General features: G+C 57.5%; 16 protein-coding genes. 1 reads left to right on the forward strand and 15 read right to left on the reverse strand.

Annotation, left to right across the window (positions count from 1 at the left end; translation table 11 throughout):
* Positions 1-20 precede the first annotated feature (20 nt).
* The 15 genes from HUW52_RS25445 to HUW52_RS25515 form a co-directional block, all read right to left on the reverse strand.
* A complete protein-coding gene (locus tag HUW52_RS25445) occupies positions 21-2,462 on the reverse strand; it encodes a phage tail protein (protein ID WP_175555205.1) in 2,442 nt (813 codons plus the stop codon).
* On the reverse strand, positions 2,463-3,098 hold the full coding sequence (locus tag HUW52_RS25450; RefSeq protein ID WP_175555206.1) for a phage tail protein I: 636 nt from the start codon (positions 3,096-3,098) through the stop codon (positions 2,463-2,465).
* Positions 3,095-4,090 carry a baseplate J/gp47 family protein gene (locus HUW52_RS25455; RefSeq protein WP_175555207.1) on the reverse strand — a complete coding sequence of 332 codons (996 nt, stop codon included), beginning with the start codon at positions 4,088-4,090 and terminating at the stop codon, positions 3,095-3,097. The genes HUW52_RS25450 and HUW52_RS25455 overlap by 4 nt, the downstream gene beginning before the upstream one ends.
* On the reverse strand, positions 4,087-4,419 hold the full coding sequence (locus tag HUW52_RS25460) for a phage baseplate protein (protein WP_175555208.1): 333 nt from the start codon (positions 4,417-4,419) through the stop codon (positions 4,087-4,089). Before HUW52_RS25460 ends, HUW52_RS25455 begins: the two co-directional genes overlap by 4 nt.
* 14 nt (positions 4,420-4,433) lie before the next feature.
* Positions 4,434-5,042: a phage baseplate assembly protein V gene (locus tag HUW52_RS25465; protein WP_175555209.1), complete on the reverse strand. Its 609-nt coding sequence runs from the start codon at positions 5,040-5,042 to the stop codon at positions 4,434-4,436.
* A 1-nt stretch (position 5,043) separates the two neighbouring features.
* Entirely contained in the window at positions 5,044-5,565 is a 522-nt protein-coding gene (locus HUW52_RS25470) for a hypothetical protein (RefSeq protein WP_175555210.1), read from the reverse strand.
* 70 nt (positions 5,566-5,635) lie between these two features.
* Positions 5,636-5,974: a phage holin family protein gene (locus tag HUW52_RS25475; RefSeq protein WP_011332709.1), complete on the reverse strand. Its 339-nt coding sequence runs from the start codon at positions 5,972-5,974 to the stop codon at positions 5,636-5,638.
* A 138-nt stretch (positions 5,975-6,112) separates the two neighbouring features.
* Positions 6,113-6,541 carry a tail fiber assembly protein gene (locus HUW52_RS25480; RefSeq protein ID WP_026000603.1) on the reverse strand — a complete coding sequence of 143 codons (429 nt, stop codon included), beginning with the start codon at positions 6,539-6,541 and terminating at the stop codon, positions 6,113-6,115.
* 115 nt (positions 6,542-6,656) lie between these two features.
* Positions 6,657-7,103 carry a tail fiber assembly protein gene (locus HUW52_RS25485; protein ID WP_175555211.1) on the reverse strand — a complete coding sequence of 149 codons (447 nt, stop codon included), beginning with the start codon at positions 7,101-7,103 and terminating at the stop codon, positions 6,657-6,659.
* A gap of 723 nt (positions 7,104-7,826) precedes the next feature.
* The gene (locus HUW52_RS25490; protein WP_007908821.1) at positions 7,827-8,561 is read right to left on the reverse strand and encodes an XRE family transcriptional regulator; all 735 of its coding nucleotides are present in this window, start codon (positions 8,559-8,561) and stop codon (positions 7,827-7,829) included.
* Between the two features lie 137 nt (positions 8,562-8,698).
* Positions 8,699-8,881 (reverse strand): hypothetical protein, encoded by a 183-nt coding sequence (locus HUW52_RS25495; RefSeq protein ID WP_016985068.1) that lies wholly within the window; start codon positions 8,879-8,881, stop codon positions 8,699-8,701.
* A 90-nt stretch (positions 8,882-8,971) separates the two neighbouring features.
* Positions 8,972-9,304, reverse strand: coding sequence for a DUF1090 family protein (locus HUW52_RS25500; RefSeq protein WP_256667867.1), 333 nt, complete (start codon positions 9,302-9,304; stop codon positions 8,972-8,974).
* A gap of 44 nt (positions 9,305-9,348) precedes the next feature.
* A complete protein-coding gene (locus tag HUW52_RS25505; protein ID WP_175555213.1) occupies positions 9,349-9,708 on the reverse strand; it encodes a hypothetical protein in 360 nt (119 codons plus the stop codon).
* A 200-nt stretch (positions 9,709-9,908) separates the two neighbouring features.
* Entirely contained in the window at positions 9,909-10,400 is a 492-nt protein-coding gene (locus HUW52_RS25510) for a hypothetical protein (protein ID WP_175555214.1), read from the reverse strand.
* A complete protein-coding gene (locus HUW52_RS25515) occupies positions 10,367-11,125 on the reverse strand; it encodes a DNA-binding protein (RefSeq protein ID WP_175555215.1) in 759 nt (252 codons plus the stop codon). Before HUW52_RS25515 ends, HUW52_RS25510 begins: the two co-directional genes overlap by 34 nt.
* A 251-nt stretch (positions 11,126-11,376) precedes the next feature.
* Here HUW52_RS25515 and mutS point away from each other — a divergent pair, with 251 nt between their 5' ends.
* Positions 11,377-13,947, forward strand: coding sequence for a DNA mismatch repair protein MutS (mutS, locus tag HUW52_RS25520; protein WP_175555731.1), 2,571 nt, complete (start codon positions 11,377-11,379; stop codon positions 13,945-13,947).
* Positions 13,948-14,017: the final 70 nt, after the last annotated feature.

Below are 14,017 nucleotides of genomic sequence, written 5' to 3' on the forward strand. Positions count from 1 at the left end.
CCCTCGACTGGTTCTCGGCCTCAACGGCCGATAGCCAGAAAATAAAATTGTGCCGGGGTGGGGCCAATGTTGCGAATGGTCACGTTCGCCTTACTCTGAGCTCGAACCTGACCGATATAGGTCGAGCCCGTCGGCGCATCCACTGCAGCATTGGGATAAGTCGTAAATACTGCTGGCACGAACAACGGGAACGCTACCGGAAAGGCCTGGAGGTAATTTGCGCCGGATGCGATTGCGTTCGTCATCCCCCACTGAATGATCAATCCTCCGAGCCACGTCGGAAATACAACGTAGCTACTGCCCAGGTTCTCAGAAATGCCAATTGAAAATCCCCAACGCATTTTTTTGGGAGTGACTATGGCTTTGTCATCAGTGCCCGCGTCTGTCTGGGCTTGGGTAGCGATTTTTGCTGTGCCTTGATTGCTTTCGGAAGCTTGTTGCGCCAGATTCGCCAGTGCAGTGATATCGATGTTTCCCTGATTGGTCGGCGCATCCCAGGCTTTGATGCACCACATGACGGCGATGTTGCGGGGGCGGGTTTCAGCGCCTCCGGTACTGGCAATGTAGCTTTGAGGGCCGCCGCTGGACGCATATTGCGCACCACTTCCCACCCTGTCACCGGCAGCCGAGTTGGTGATCCCCAGAACGGAGCCAGCGCCTACTGGACCTGTCGCGAACAGGGCATCGTGATAGTGGGATTTTACTTCGTCTCCCTGATAAATTCCGATCTGCCGCCCCGCATCCACACCGCGCCCATGATCCCAGCCGCGCAGGAACTCACCGCGTGATTCCGGCAATCGGAAGTTACCTGCGCCCTCATTGCCTTTGTTGTACGTGGTACCGAGATAGGCGGCCAGATCCGGATAAGTCGCAATGCTCTGCACACTGCCGTCCAGCTCCAGATAACCGGGTGCGACAATACCCGTCGGGAATGCCAGAACAGCGCCAATCGGAACGGCGGATTTGAGCCGTTCGACTTCCTTGGCCAGCGCGGCGACATCGATGGTTCCCTGATTGACCGGGGCGTTCCAGGCTTTGATGCACCACATGACGGCGATGTTACGCGGCCTCACAACTCCGCCATCCGCCAGTATCGATGAGGTAACAACCCCCGAAGTCGTGTACGTCCTGGCTACCCCAGGATAATCAGTGGATACGAATACATCGGCCTGTGCAGCCGCTACCGATGCCTGCACAACCTCGACCGTGAGGTTCGGATTCGGGTTGCTGTCGAAAGTAGTTACCGTACCCTTTTGGGTCGAGCCAACCACACGGCTAGCGTCTACGCCTCGCCCATGATCCCAACCACGCAAGAATTCCCCACGCGCCTCCGGCAAGCGGAAATTCCCAACGCCTTCATCACCCTTGTTGAACTTTCCGCCCAGATAAGCGCTCAGGTCGGGATACGTCGCACTGCTCTTGACGCTGTTATCCAGCTCCAGAAAACCCGGCGGCGGCGAATCAACCGGAAACGCGACAATCGACCCCACCGGCAACGCCGACGCCTTGGCAATCAACGCTTCAACTTCAGCCTTGGTGTACGAATCCTTGATGCCAAACCCGGCCAACGTTTCAGGGTTCGCACCGGCAGTCGCGCGGCCATATTCATCAACCGTCAGACTTTTGTATGTCCCGGCCGCAATCCCGGTACGCCCCGCCAGCATCTTGAACGTCAGCGCTGTGGTACCCAAAGTGATCGGCGCGTTAGTCGTGAGATGCCACAACGAATCTCCATTCGCCGTGCCCTCCTCGACCATGACCGTAAGTCCCGGCGTGACCTTGGCGCTGCTGTTGGCATCGGTCGCCCGCACCCAGTCACCATTGGCGACAATCCACAGGCCGTTGTCCTTGGCCAGCGTCTGGTTCGCAACAAGCACGCGGTCGCCAGCAATCACTGCCACACCATCAATCTGCTGCGCACCGTTCAACACGACATTGCCAGTCGCAGCAACACGCACCGATTGCTTGCCATCGAGCTTGCCGAGTTCTTCGGCGAGATAACTCATGACCCAGGCACGGGTGGCTTTAACCACCGTGTCATCAATCAACAACGTCACCAAGGACGCATTGCTGGTCTCGAAAATCGAGCGAATGTAGAACTCTTTCCCCGAACCCGACGTGGCCAGAACCGGTTTGAACGACTCCGGATATTTGACGATGGCGTAGAGAACGCCAGTGTCAGTCCACAACCCGGCTTCACGCACATACCAGCCGCCAACATCCGGCGGAATGGTCACTTCGGCGAGCAGCCAGCTCGGATTTTTCTCGTCCTGGAACAGCGCATTGAGCGGCCCGCGCCAGACTTCGCGTTTCAGCGCAGTGGCGGTCGCGGCCGGGTTGTAGACCGAGCCGCCACCGTCACCGACGGAAATCTGCGTCAACTTGATCGGCGTACCCGCGGCCTTGCACGCCGTTTCGTAGGCAATCCCTGCGTTGGTGAGCAGGGTGTAATAGTCAGCCATTCAGGCCCCCTGAGGATAAATAGTGGATGTTTCGACGGTGTACATGCCGGCGGCCATGAATGCCTCTCCCGAGGTTTCCAGCCCTTCGATGAACACCGGATAAACCGTGGTCAGTTCGCCGCAGAACGTCGCGGCGCCGATGACGTGATTGCCGAAAGCGCTCAAGCCGACCGAGACCGTCAGCACATCGCGTTCGCTCTTGGCATCCGCCAGGCGTCGGTCGAGACGGGCGTCGATTTCTTCGCTGTAGGGTTGGTCGCTGAAGGCTCGTACGGAAAAGCTGTACGGCGCACCGGGCGGTGTCTGTTCGTACCAGGCGCGGATCTCCGGGCGTAGTTGCAAACCCTTGGCGGCGTTTTCCAGCGCCTTGCGAGTGCCGGCCTGGCGCGCGGTGGGCCAGGCCAGTTCGACGGTCAGGCGTTTTTCCGCTTCCGGTGCGGCGGTGCTCCATTCAGCAACACCGCGATCCGCTGCCAGATAAGGCAGAAAGGCGACCGGGGTTTTTGCGGGGTTCATCAGTTCCGGAAATGGCGGCGCGATGCGATCGAGCAAAGCGCCAAAGCCCAGATCCAGACCTCGTTCCAGTGCCGAACTGTTGGCCGGCAGCAGCGTTGGGCGCTGAGTTTTTTCACTCATAGCGTCAGCACCTCAACCTCGACCGCCGTGCAATACGGCGCTTGAAACGCCGTCGTCACGATCGGCGCCAGCGGTTCGAGAATCTGCAGTTGCACGGCACCGGCGCTGTGCAGCGTGTAGTCGATCCAGCTTGGATCAACGCGGCCTTCAAGACGATGACAACTGTCGGCGTAGGCCTGCAATTGCTGTTGCGCGGCGACTTTGGTCAGGCCTGAATCGGGGCCGGAATTGATCTTGGCGACGACGCGGATCTTGTAGCGCTGAATGTCGGCAGCCTTGACGGTGACGAGGTCGGTTTCAGGTCGTACATCCGGCCGAGCGAAGTGCTGACGAACGCCGTCCAGCAATGACGCGGAAGGCGTGCCATCGCCGTCGCGGGACAGCACAGTGACCTGCACTTCGCCCGGCGCGGTGCGCCGAGCATTGCCATCCTTGACCTGCGCGGCGAGACCGTCCGGGTTGAAGGTGTAAGTGACATTCACCACACCTGCCTCGGTGGATTCGACCTGCACCGTCGGACGCTCGCCAAGGGTGAAAACTTCGCGGCGATACTGCATCCGCGAACCTGCTGCCGGCGCATGCGGCGCCAGGTAATAACGCAGGCGAGCGTCTTCGTCGCTTTCATAAATCGCCGGCACCGGCGGGAATGCCGCCGGGTCGCCCGGATCGAGCAACTGCCGCTCAAGCCCCATGTCCGCCAGCCGCGCATCGAGGTTGCTGCCCGTCGCCCACCACGCCAGCATCTGTTTGATGCGGGCGTTGTATTTGCGCTCGTGGGTTTGCAGCCGCACGCAGAAAGCCTCAAGCGCCAGGGTCAGCAGTTCACTCTCGTTTTCCAGGCTGGTCTTGAGTTTTGCGGCGCTGTCCGGCGAGCGCGCACCGACGTATTCGATGACGAAAGTCTTGAACTCGGCGAGCAGATCTTCGAAAGCCTCGACGGTAATCAGCGCGGGTTCGGCCAATTGGTTCTGGCCGGGGATCAACATGCTCATGTCACGACCTCGAAGGTTTGTTGACGGTTTTTCCAGGTGCCGGCGAAGCGCAACAGCAGACCGGCGCCCTGACGGCTGGCGACGATCACTTGCGGCTGAAAATCGCTGATCCCGTTCTGCGCGTTATAGAACGCCTGCGCCGCATGGCTCTGGGCCAGAAGCAGGACGTCGTCGCCGAGGTTCTGCCCCAGCAGCGAGGGGATCAACGAGCCATACAGGGGCCTTTTTTGCCGGGTGCCCAGCGGCGTAGTCAGGGCCCGGGTCGCACGCTGCACAAACTGCAGCCAGTCGTCGACCGTGGTCCCGCTGTCTCTATCGATTCCGATCATGGGAGGCTCTTGAATCAGGGGCTGATGACACGGCCCTGGTGATCGACCAATGGGCCGCTGAAGTGCACGCCGGAAGCGTCGATGGTCAGGCCGACTGCACCCAGTTGCAGGGTGATCAGTTGTGGCGTCATTGCCAGGCGTGCCGGGCCGATACTCAGTTCCAGTGACTCGCGAGAGCCGTTGAAAGTCGCCGGGCCGTTAAGCCAGTGCAGGGTGTGTGAAGCATCGTCGTAGCTGCTTTCGCTGCCGTCCTGATGTACTCGACGGGTCAACGTCGGCACTGTGGAGGCTGGCGGAAAACGGTCACTGTTCAAGCCGAACAATGCCACGCTCTGCGCGCCGCTTTCGCCGCTACCGTAATTGAACAGCAGACACTGCTCGCCCACCGTCGGAATCCGCGACTCGCTTTGTGCGCCAGCGCTGGGGTTGAAAAACTTGATCGCCGGCGTGAGCAACCCACCGTGACTGACCTGACAGGTATTGCTCGTGGCGTCGACGGTCTGGCAGATACCGATCCGGCAGAAGCTTTCGGCGCGCCGGTGCAGGTCGTCGATTTCCGCTTCCATCTCGGCCAGGCGTTCGATGATCGGTCCGAGTTGCATGCGCAATAGTGCATCGAACATCTCAGGCCTCCAGCGCGGTGTATTGGTCAGGATCGTCAATGTCGCTGACTTCCCAGGTGCGAGCGAATTTCGGCGCGCCCAGCGGGTCGTCAAGCAAGGTCGGGCCGAGGTAAAGGGTCTGATTGAACGTCAGTGTCCAAGTCTTGAATTGCTGCTCGGTGCGGGTAAGCAGCGATGGCAGGCCATCAATGTTGATCGGCAGATCGCATTGATCGGCGGGCAGGCCCCAGCGGTTGTCGGTGATCAGGTTTTTCAGCACAGCAATCAGATCGCATGCTGCAAATGCGCTGGCGGAAAGGGCCGGGATGACCTGCAGCGACACCGTCATGACATGAGCAATTCGCCCGTCAGCGGCGCGCACTCCAGGTCCATTCCGCTCGAAGTTGATCAACACCCAGGCCTGATCGCCCGGTGCAGTGAAATCGGCGTAACTGCCGACAGTGAGGCTGAGACCGGCAGTGTTGGGCAGCGTCGTCGCGATGGCGGTGAACAGTTGCGACGGCTGCTGGATCGGTGTGGGCATACATGAGCTCCTTTTCAATCGTCCACGCGCAGCCCTGCCGCCCTGGGGCGGCACGGAAACATATTCAGGGTTAAGGCTGGTCGCGCGGCGGGACTTCGCAGACGCCGATGCGCTTGGCGGCCCAGCGTTCGTAAAGACCGATGGCGACATCGGCGCCGGCCATTGCTGTCAGGCAACCGAACGCGCCGGCAGCCCAGATCGACAATCCGGCGGCATACAGCAGCATGATCGCCGACACGCCGCAGATCATGCAGGCGCCGGAGCGCAGGGCCAGCCGTCGGAGCAATGACCAGCCACGGGCGCCCTCCTTGTCAGCGCGCCACATTTCGCCAGATACCCCGCCGACAACGGCAAGGAGGATGACCAGCCAGATCGGCATGTCCGCCAACGCTTGTTGCTCGTTTGTCATGTCACGCCTCCGTAGGTGATTGATGAATGATGAGTGTTGGGTTCAAACGGTTTCTCTTGAGTTAGGCATTCCGAAAAGCCCGACGCCGGGGCCGGGCTTTTCAGTAATGCGCTCTCGTCCGTTGATCCGACTTTGCAATCAGAACGGAACGACTGGCCAGTTGACCGTGTACGGGTAGTCAGCTTGATTTTTTACGTCGGCAACCGCGACGTAGTACTGCTGGTAAGCAATCCATGCAGCTGCCTCTTCTGGCGTGGCGCTGCCGAGGTTCACTTTGTATTGCACTGGATTCAGATCGAGCCAGCCGGTGGCTGCACCGAGCTTTTGACGCATACGCAACGAGACCAAATCGACATGATCCTGATAAGCAAGCTCCGAATAGCTCCAACCAATTGCCTCGTAGGTAGCCTTCCAGCCAACTTGAACGGTGGTGTCATTTTCAACCTTGTACCAACTGCCCGAGATTCCCGGTGGAGAGGTTTGCGGCATGTCCTCAGACTCGACAATCTCCGCAACACGGGAAAATGGATACTGGTTGCTCATCTCTATAAAAACATAGCGATTCATCGTCACTCCTTGTTTGCAGGTATCAGGCGGGTGAATTCCGGCGCATCGCACCTTTCACTGCGCCCGGCCCTTAGATATCGATCGGTTAAAAACACTGATGCTTCGCTTTTTCAAATCAGAAAGGAGCGACCGGCCAAGTGATAGAGGATGGATAACCTTGTTGATTTTTCACTTCACTGACGGCAACGACGTATTGCTTATAAGCGAGCAAAGCCGCTTCGTCCGCTGGCGTCGCTACGCCAAGATCCTGCTTGTATTGCAACGGATTGAATTGCAGCCAACGCGCCGCGTCATCAAACCGCTCTTTCATACCGGCAGTGGTAATCGCCTCGGATTCAGCCTCAGTCGGCTCTGTATAAATTCTCAGGTAATTGCCGTTCTCATCGATAAAAGGGTCAACCTTCCAGCCCACTTGAACGGCTGTGTCTGCCGATACTTCGATCCAGTATCCCGAACTGCCGGCCGGGCTGGTAGTTGGCATGCCTTCATCTGAATCCTGTATCTCAAAAACAATCGAGAAGGCCGTTTGGTAGACGGTGCCGATGCATACATATCGTTTCATTTTTCATTCCTCGAGATTCACCGGACGACGTTTGAAAATTCCGCCGTCCTGTCATTGCGGTGCGTTTAACTTCAACGCGTTCATCACGCCTGGGAGGCGTTTCAGGAGCCGAGAAAACGATCTCTTTCTACGGCCGGTTGGCGCCCATATGCAGCAGTTACCACTGCTGTTATTCGGCTTAGTAACGTCAGGTCTGCTCGGTGGGAGGGGGGAAACGTTCAGACTTCCTTGAACGTCGCCGTTTAACAGTGATGAAACCTGGCAGGCATTCCAAAAAGCCCGGTGATACACCGGGCTTTTCAGTAATGCGCTCCTTCGCCTTCCTTCAGATCCTGTGTTCAAGAAGGAAGCTGACTTTTCGGCGCTACTGGCGCGGTACGAGTCCATTCAAATTGTTTTTCCGACCGCGGTCCCTGCCCGCCGGATAACTGCTTCTGGTGCTTTACGCTGCACACCCGGGTCAGTTGCCAACCCTCTGAACCGTTGAGGCCGGTTCATCGCTGCCTGTTCTTGTGGAACTAAAGAGCTTTCTTGCCAGCCGCTTTGTCGAGCGGCTTGGTGGCAAGAATATGCATGTATGCATATCCAGTCAATGCGTAAATGCATTTATTTATGCATAGCAAATGCGCAGATGCATGGAAGCCCCGCAGCTCAAGGGTTTGGCGGTTTCATCAAGGCGAAAAAAAACCCGCCGATTGGCGGGCTTATCTGAAGTCGGTGTGATTAGCGGGCGTACATGCCCCACCAGAAGACGTGACCGAGGATGACGATCTGCTCCTCCTGGATTTCCTGGAAGCTGTAGTCCTCGTCCGGGTGCTCATCGCGATTGAAGCTGCGCAGACGAATGCCGGTAGGCAAGCGGTAGAGTTGCTTCACACGCAACTGGCCATTGTGATTGATTGCGTACAGGTCGCCATCAATGATGTCGCCGATGCCGCACTTGCCAGCGTTGACGCCGACGGTGGCGCCATCACGCAGCACCGGCAACATACTGTTGCCACGCACCGTCACACATTTGGCCTGGTCGAACTGCACACCGTTATGGCGCAGGCTGCGTTTGCCGAAGCGCAGGCTAGAGCGCTCGCTCTCTTCGATGACGAATCTTCCTGATCCTGCTGCCAATTCAACCTCGCGAAGGAACGGCACCGACACCTCGTCATCATCGACCGGCGTATCGTCGTCCCACAGCATTATGTCCTTGAGTTCCGCGTGTACGTCATCACGCGCGGCTCCGGCCGATGGCGCAACATCAGCGCGCCCGCGCAATTGATCGGTGCTCACGGCGAAGTACTCGGCGATCTTCGAGATATGTTTATCCGAGGGATCGACGATCTTCCCGCTGAGAATCCGCGAGAGAGTGGATTGAGGCACGCCGGTGCGACGGTGGAGCTCCGTGGGGGAGATCCCGTGCTGGTCGAGCAGTGCTCTTAAAACGGAGGCTACGTTGCGTTTTTGCATAACGCGCATAGTGCTTGAAGTTATTCGTGAAGACAAATGCTGATTTGCATAATTAACGCATAAATATGAACTCAGCCTCAAAATGATATTGCCGAGCCATCATTTGGATTGAATAACGGCCCGGTTCCAACGTGTGGTCAGCCTTTGACGCGACGCGCGGCAGCATTGGCTTTTTTAAGTCGATCGGCTCTGGCTTTCCTGTCGTAATCGTCCTTGGCGCCCATGATGCCGCCAGCAGCATGCACCCAGTCGGTGGCGGTGCAGCCAGAGATCAGCACAGCAGAAGTAAAGACTGAAGCAAAGATAAGGATGTTTTTCATGTTCGATTTCCCGGCGTCACTGATGAGCACGTTGAATTGCAGCGTTGAAAAAAGAAAACCTGCTGCGGTTCGTTGACGGTGGTTGACCCTTTACTCATCCATGAGCTCTTGCAGTTTTGTCTGAGCCCGTTCGAGCCTGGCTTCCTGTTTCTTGATGACTTTCACGTCGCCGTACTGACGCGCAGCTTTCAGATAATTCTGTCTGCGCCGTACTTCGGCTTCGGCCTTTTCGATAGCGCTCGAACGGTCATCCTGTGCAGAAGGCTCGCGACAGTAACGCTCCACATTGGCAAGCGCCTGTTCCAGACCGGACTTGCGATAAACATTGTCCGCCTCATCAGCGCGTTCAATTTGGAAAACAAGTTCAGCGCGGCGCTGCGTACAACTTTCTCGTGCGCCGGCACAAGAACTATCGATGATCAAAACACCACCAACTAACAGAGACAGATTCCAGAGCAGAGTCGATCTCACGAGACAAACCCCAGATAATTTATTTCTCCCGCGCGCCCACGAAAGTGGCTCACCCGAGACCATGCCTTACGACAACCTAACGCTTCTTGTACACCAGAAAGTGCCGCCATCATCATGTCGCGACAGCGAGCCATGCAAGTTGGAAAGTTTTCGACCATCCACGCCACTGGCACGTAAACATGATCGAAACACAGCAAAACAGGAGTGCGATCAAACAATGTGGAAATACTCACATCCTTTTCTTTTCCGGCAATAACCGCCGGCACAAAAACAATACCTTCCCGGTTAATTGCAATTGATCGCTTCCAGGCGCGAGACTTGGTTCCATGAGAACTGCGCACGCAAAACCAGAGCATTTATAACGTTCCTCGACAGCCTAAACATCATCATGTTATTCAAGGCAACTAAACAGCCGCACGGCGCTGACTCTCGGGCAGTCGCAGAGGCTGTTGGCTTGACTCAAATCACATTAACAACGCAGGTCCGTCGGGGCCTTACTGGCATCTTACTCAGTCTTACTTAGTCGCCCGGAGGCCTTGCAATCTGGGGGTTTTCGCTAGCGAGGGACGTGGCATACGCCATTGATCAGGTTATTGATGTTGTAGTAGTACTCGGCATCAGAGAAGTAATTGAACGTCACCATACCGCCCTGAAAGCCTCTTTCCATGAACGGAAGTTCATCGCCTGCAGTATCTGCGTCAAACTTTACAATCGAACGCGTCTTGAACAAAAATCTGGAAGTATCCAGATGCGCTAATGAAATCTCGAACTTGCGATCATACGTATAGACTTTTCCTTCAGGAGTTTTGACAACGTAGTAGACATAGAGAGCGCCTTCCCTTGGATCGATCGTCATATCGCCAACACCATGCCAACGAACTTTGTGATCATTCGTATGAACAAAATCTATGGATGCAAAACAGGGTGCGCGCGGAATATCGCGATTGATCAAATAAAAATGCCTGACAACCAGAACACCGAAGATACAGATGGACAAGACGCCAAAGAGTGCGATTATTTTTTTCCAACGACTTGGTAGTTCACGCATATGGCCTCCCCCTTACTTTCCGGCTTGATGCACTTTATCAGCAATTGCGAGAGCGGCTTTCGCACATAATAGTTGATATCAGACAATACAATCGGTGGCTCGAACTCGTTGAGCGCTTGGACAATATCCTCTTTGGACATTCTTTCACTTTCTTCTACATACAACTTCGCCTCGCCCTCTTGCCAGATGAGTTTCCACTCTTCCAGATCGGCTGGCTTTTTAAACACCAGGTAAGCGTAAAAAACCGGCAGAGCAAGCGCCGGCACTACGACTGCAAGTAAAAAGAAACGCCAGTGACGATTCGAAAACGTCTTCATCGTGGGAGCGTCGACGCTGATCGCCTCCACATCGCTTACGAACGCAAGCGGGGCTTCAAGGGCCTGAATCTCCGGGCTGAGCAAGCGGATTTCACACAACAGCAGCACGCCACGGCGGGGCAAGGTCTTGAGACTGTCCCGAGGTAACCCGACGTCAGCGAAATGCGCGCGGAGCATGTGCAGCGTCTTGTAATAACTGCTGTCGGAAATCACCAGCCCGCGCTCCCCCCAGACCCGGGAGATAAGCTGCTCCTTATCGGTCACGCCGGCTATCAACGCCAGCAGCAGGTCGCTTTCATTGCTGCCCAGCAAGGCTGACTGCCCCGACCGGCTGAGGGTCATTTTTTCCGCATCGTAGTAACAATCGCTCGCTGACGCTTGTGAGCCGATGCCCTCTGACTGTTCCAAGCTTCGTCCTCAACTGATCTGCAATCCTCGAATTCCGATCATTCGATAGCTTTTCGGCACTATAGGACACAATGCCAACCCAAGCGGCGGTGCGTTGCTGCATCCACCTCAAAAAAACTTCATACTCGGCCCCACTGAATCAACTCACGGGCCGCATCGCTGGCAAACACTCGCCATTTTGAAGATGCGAACGAACCCGTTTTTGCCTCGTCACTTTTTCCGGTAAAGCTAAACCCCTGATGAATAAAGCTATTTCAGACTTGTCCTCCCACACTCCGATGATGCAGCAGTACTGGCGCCTGAAGAATCAGCACCCGGATCAGCTGATGTTCTACCGCATGGGCGACTTCTACGAGATCTTCTACGAAGACGCGAAGAAGGCGGCCAAGTTGCTGGACATCACCCTGACGGCGCGCGGACAGTCGGCGGGTCAGGCGATCCCGATGTGCGGCATTCCTTACCACGCGGCGGAAGGCTATCTCGCGAAGCTGGTGAAGCTTGGCGAGTCGGTGGTGATCTGCGAGCAGGTCGGCGACCCGGCCACCAGCAAAGGCCCGGTAGAACGCCAGGTGGTGCGCATCCTCACGCCGGGGACGGTCAGTGACGAGGCGCTGCTCGACGAGCGCCGCGACAACCTGATTGCCGCCCTGCTGGGTGACGAACGTCTGTTCGGCCTTGCCGTGCTGGACATCACCAGCGGCAGTTTCAGCGTGTCAGAAATCAAAGGCTGGGAAAACCTGCTCGCGGAACTGGAGCGAATCAATCCGGTTGAGTTGCTGATCCCGGATGACTGGCCTAGGGACCTGCCGGCGGAAAAACGCCGTGGCGTCAGTCGTCGTGCGCCGTGGGATTTCGAGCGTGATTCGGCGCTGAAAAGCCTTTGCCAGCAGTTCTCCACCCAAGACCTGAAGGGTTTTGGCTGCGAGAACCTGACCCTGGCCATCGGCGCTGCCGGTTGCCTGTTGGCCTACGCCAAGGAAACCCAGCGCACCGCCCTGCCCCACCTGCGCAGCCTGCGCCACGAGCGCCTCGACGACACCGTGGTGCTGGACGGTGCAAGCCGCCGCAACCTGGAACTGGACACCAACCTGGCCGGTGGCCGCGACAACACCCTTCAATCGGTGGTCGATCGCTGCCAGACCGCCATGGGCAGCCGTCTGCTGACCCGTTGGCTGAACCGTCCGTTACGTGACTTGACCGTATTGCTGGCGCGCCAGACCTCGATCACTTGCCTGCTTGATCGCTATCGTTTCGAAAAGCTGCAACCACAGCTCAAGGAAATCGGCGACATCGAGCGAATTCTCGCGCGGATCGGCCTGCGCAACGCACGTCCTCGTGACCTTGCCCGGCTGCGCGACGCCCTTGGCGCACTGCCTGAATTGCAAGTGGCGATGACCGATCTGGAAGCGCCGCACCTGCAAGGTCTGGCGACCATCACCAGCACCTACCCGGAGCTGGCGGCGTTGCTGGAGAAAGCCATCATCGACAACCCGCCGGCGGTGATCCGTGACGGCGGCGTGTTGAAAACCGGTTACGACAGCGAGCTCGACGAGCTGCAATCGTTGAGCGAGAACGCCGGCCAGTTCCTCATCGACCTGGAAGCCCGCGAGAAAGCCCGCACCGGTCTGAGCCATCTGAAAGTTGGCTACAACCGCATTCACGGCTACTTCATCGAACTGCCGAGCAAGCAGGCCGAGTCAGCACCGGCTGACTATATCCGTCGGCAAACCCTGAAAGGCGCCGAGCGCTTCATCACGCCGGAACTGAAAGAGTTCGAAGACAAAGCCCTCTCTGCCAAGAGCCGTGCCTTGGCGCGCGAGAAGATGCTGTACGAAGCGCTGCTGGAAGACCTGATCAGCCAGTTGCCACCGCTGCAGGACACCGCCGGTGCGCTGGCCGAACTCGACGTGTTGAGCAACCTCGCCGAGCGTGCGCTGAACCTCGACCTGAACTGCCCGCGTTTCGTCAGCGAGCCGTGCATGCGTATCACCCAGGGTCGTCACCCGGTGGTTGAGAAGGTGCTGACCACGCCGTTCGTGGCCAACGATCTCAGTCTGGATGACAACACGCGCATGTTGGTAATCACCGGCCCGAACATGGGCGGTAAATCCACCTACATGCGTCAAACCGCACTGATCGTGTTGCTGGCGCATATCGGCAGCTTCGTGCCGGCCGCCAGTTGCGAACTGTCGCTGGTCGACCGCATTTTCACCCGTATCGGTTCCAGCGATGACCTCGCGGGCGGCCGTTCGACCTTCATGGTCGAAATGAGCGAGACCGCCAACATCCTGCACAACGCCACCGAGCGCAGCTTGGTGCTGATGGACGAAGTCGGTCGCGGCACCAGCACCTTCGACGGTCTGTCGCTAGCATGGGCGGCGGCCGAGCGTCTGGCCCATCTGCGCGCCTATACGCTGTTTGCCACCCACTACTTCGAACTGACCGTGTTGCCGGAAGCCGAGCCACTGGTAGCCAACGTCCACCTCAACGCCACCGAGCACAACGAACGCATCGTCTTCCTGCACCACGTGCTGCCTGGCCCTGCCAGCCAAAGCTATGGCCTGGCGGTGGCGCAATTGGCCGGCGTGCCAAGCGAAGTGATCGTGCGTGCCCGCGAGCACTTGAGCCGACTGGAAGAAACCGCTTTGCCCCATGAAGCGCCGAAACCTGCCGCCAAGGGCAAACCGGCGACGCCACAGCAAAGCGACATGTTCGCCAGCCTGCCGCACCCGGTGCTTGATGAGCTGGCTAAACTGGATCTGGATGACCTGACTCCGCGTCGTGCGCTCGAAATGCTCTATGCATTGAAGAACCGGATATAAGCACTGAAGAAGCGGATATAACGCAAACGGCTTCAAGCTGTTAGAATCTCGCGCGGTTTGGGATGCTGCT

It is taken from the genome of Pseudomonas sp. 43A (genome assembly GCF_013363935.1).
GTDB classification, from domain to species: domain Bacteria; phylum Pseudomonadota; class Gammaproteobacteria; order Pseudomonadales; family Pseudomonadaceae; genus Aquipseudomonas; species Aquipseudomonas crudilactis.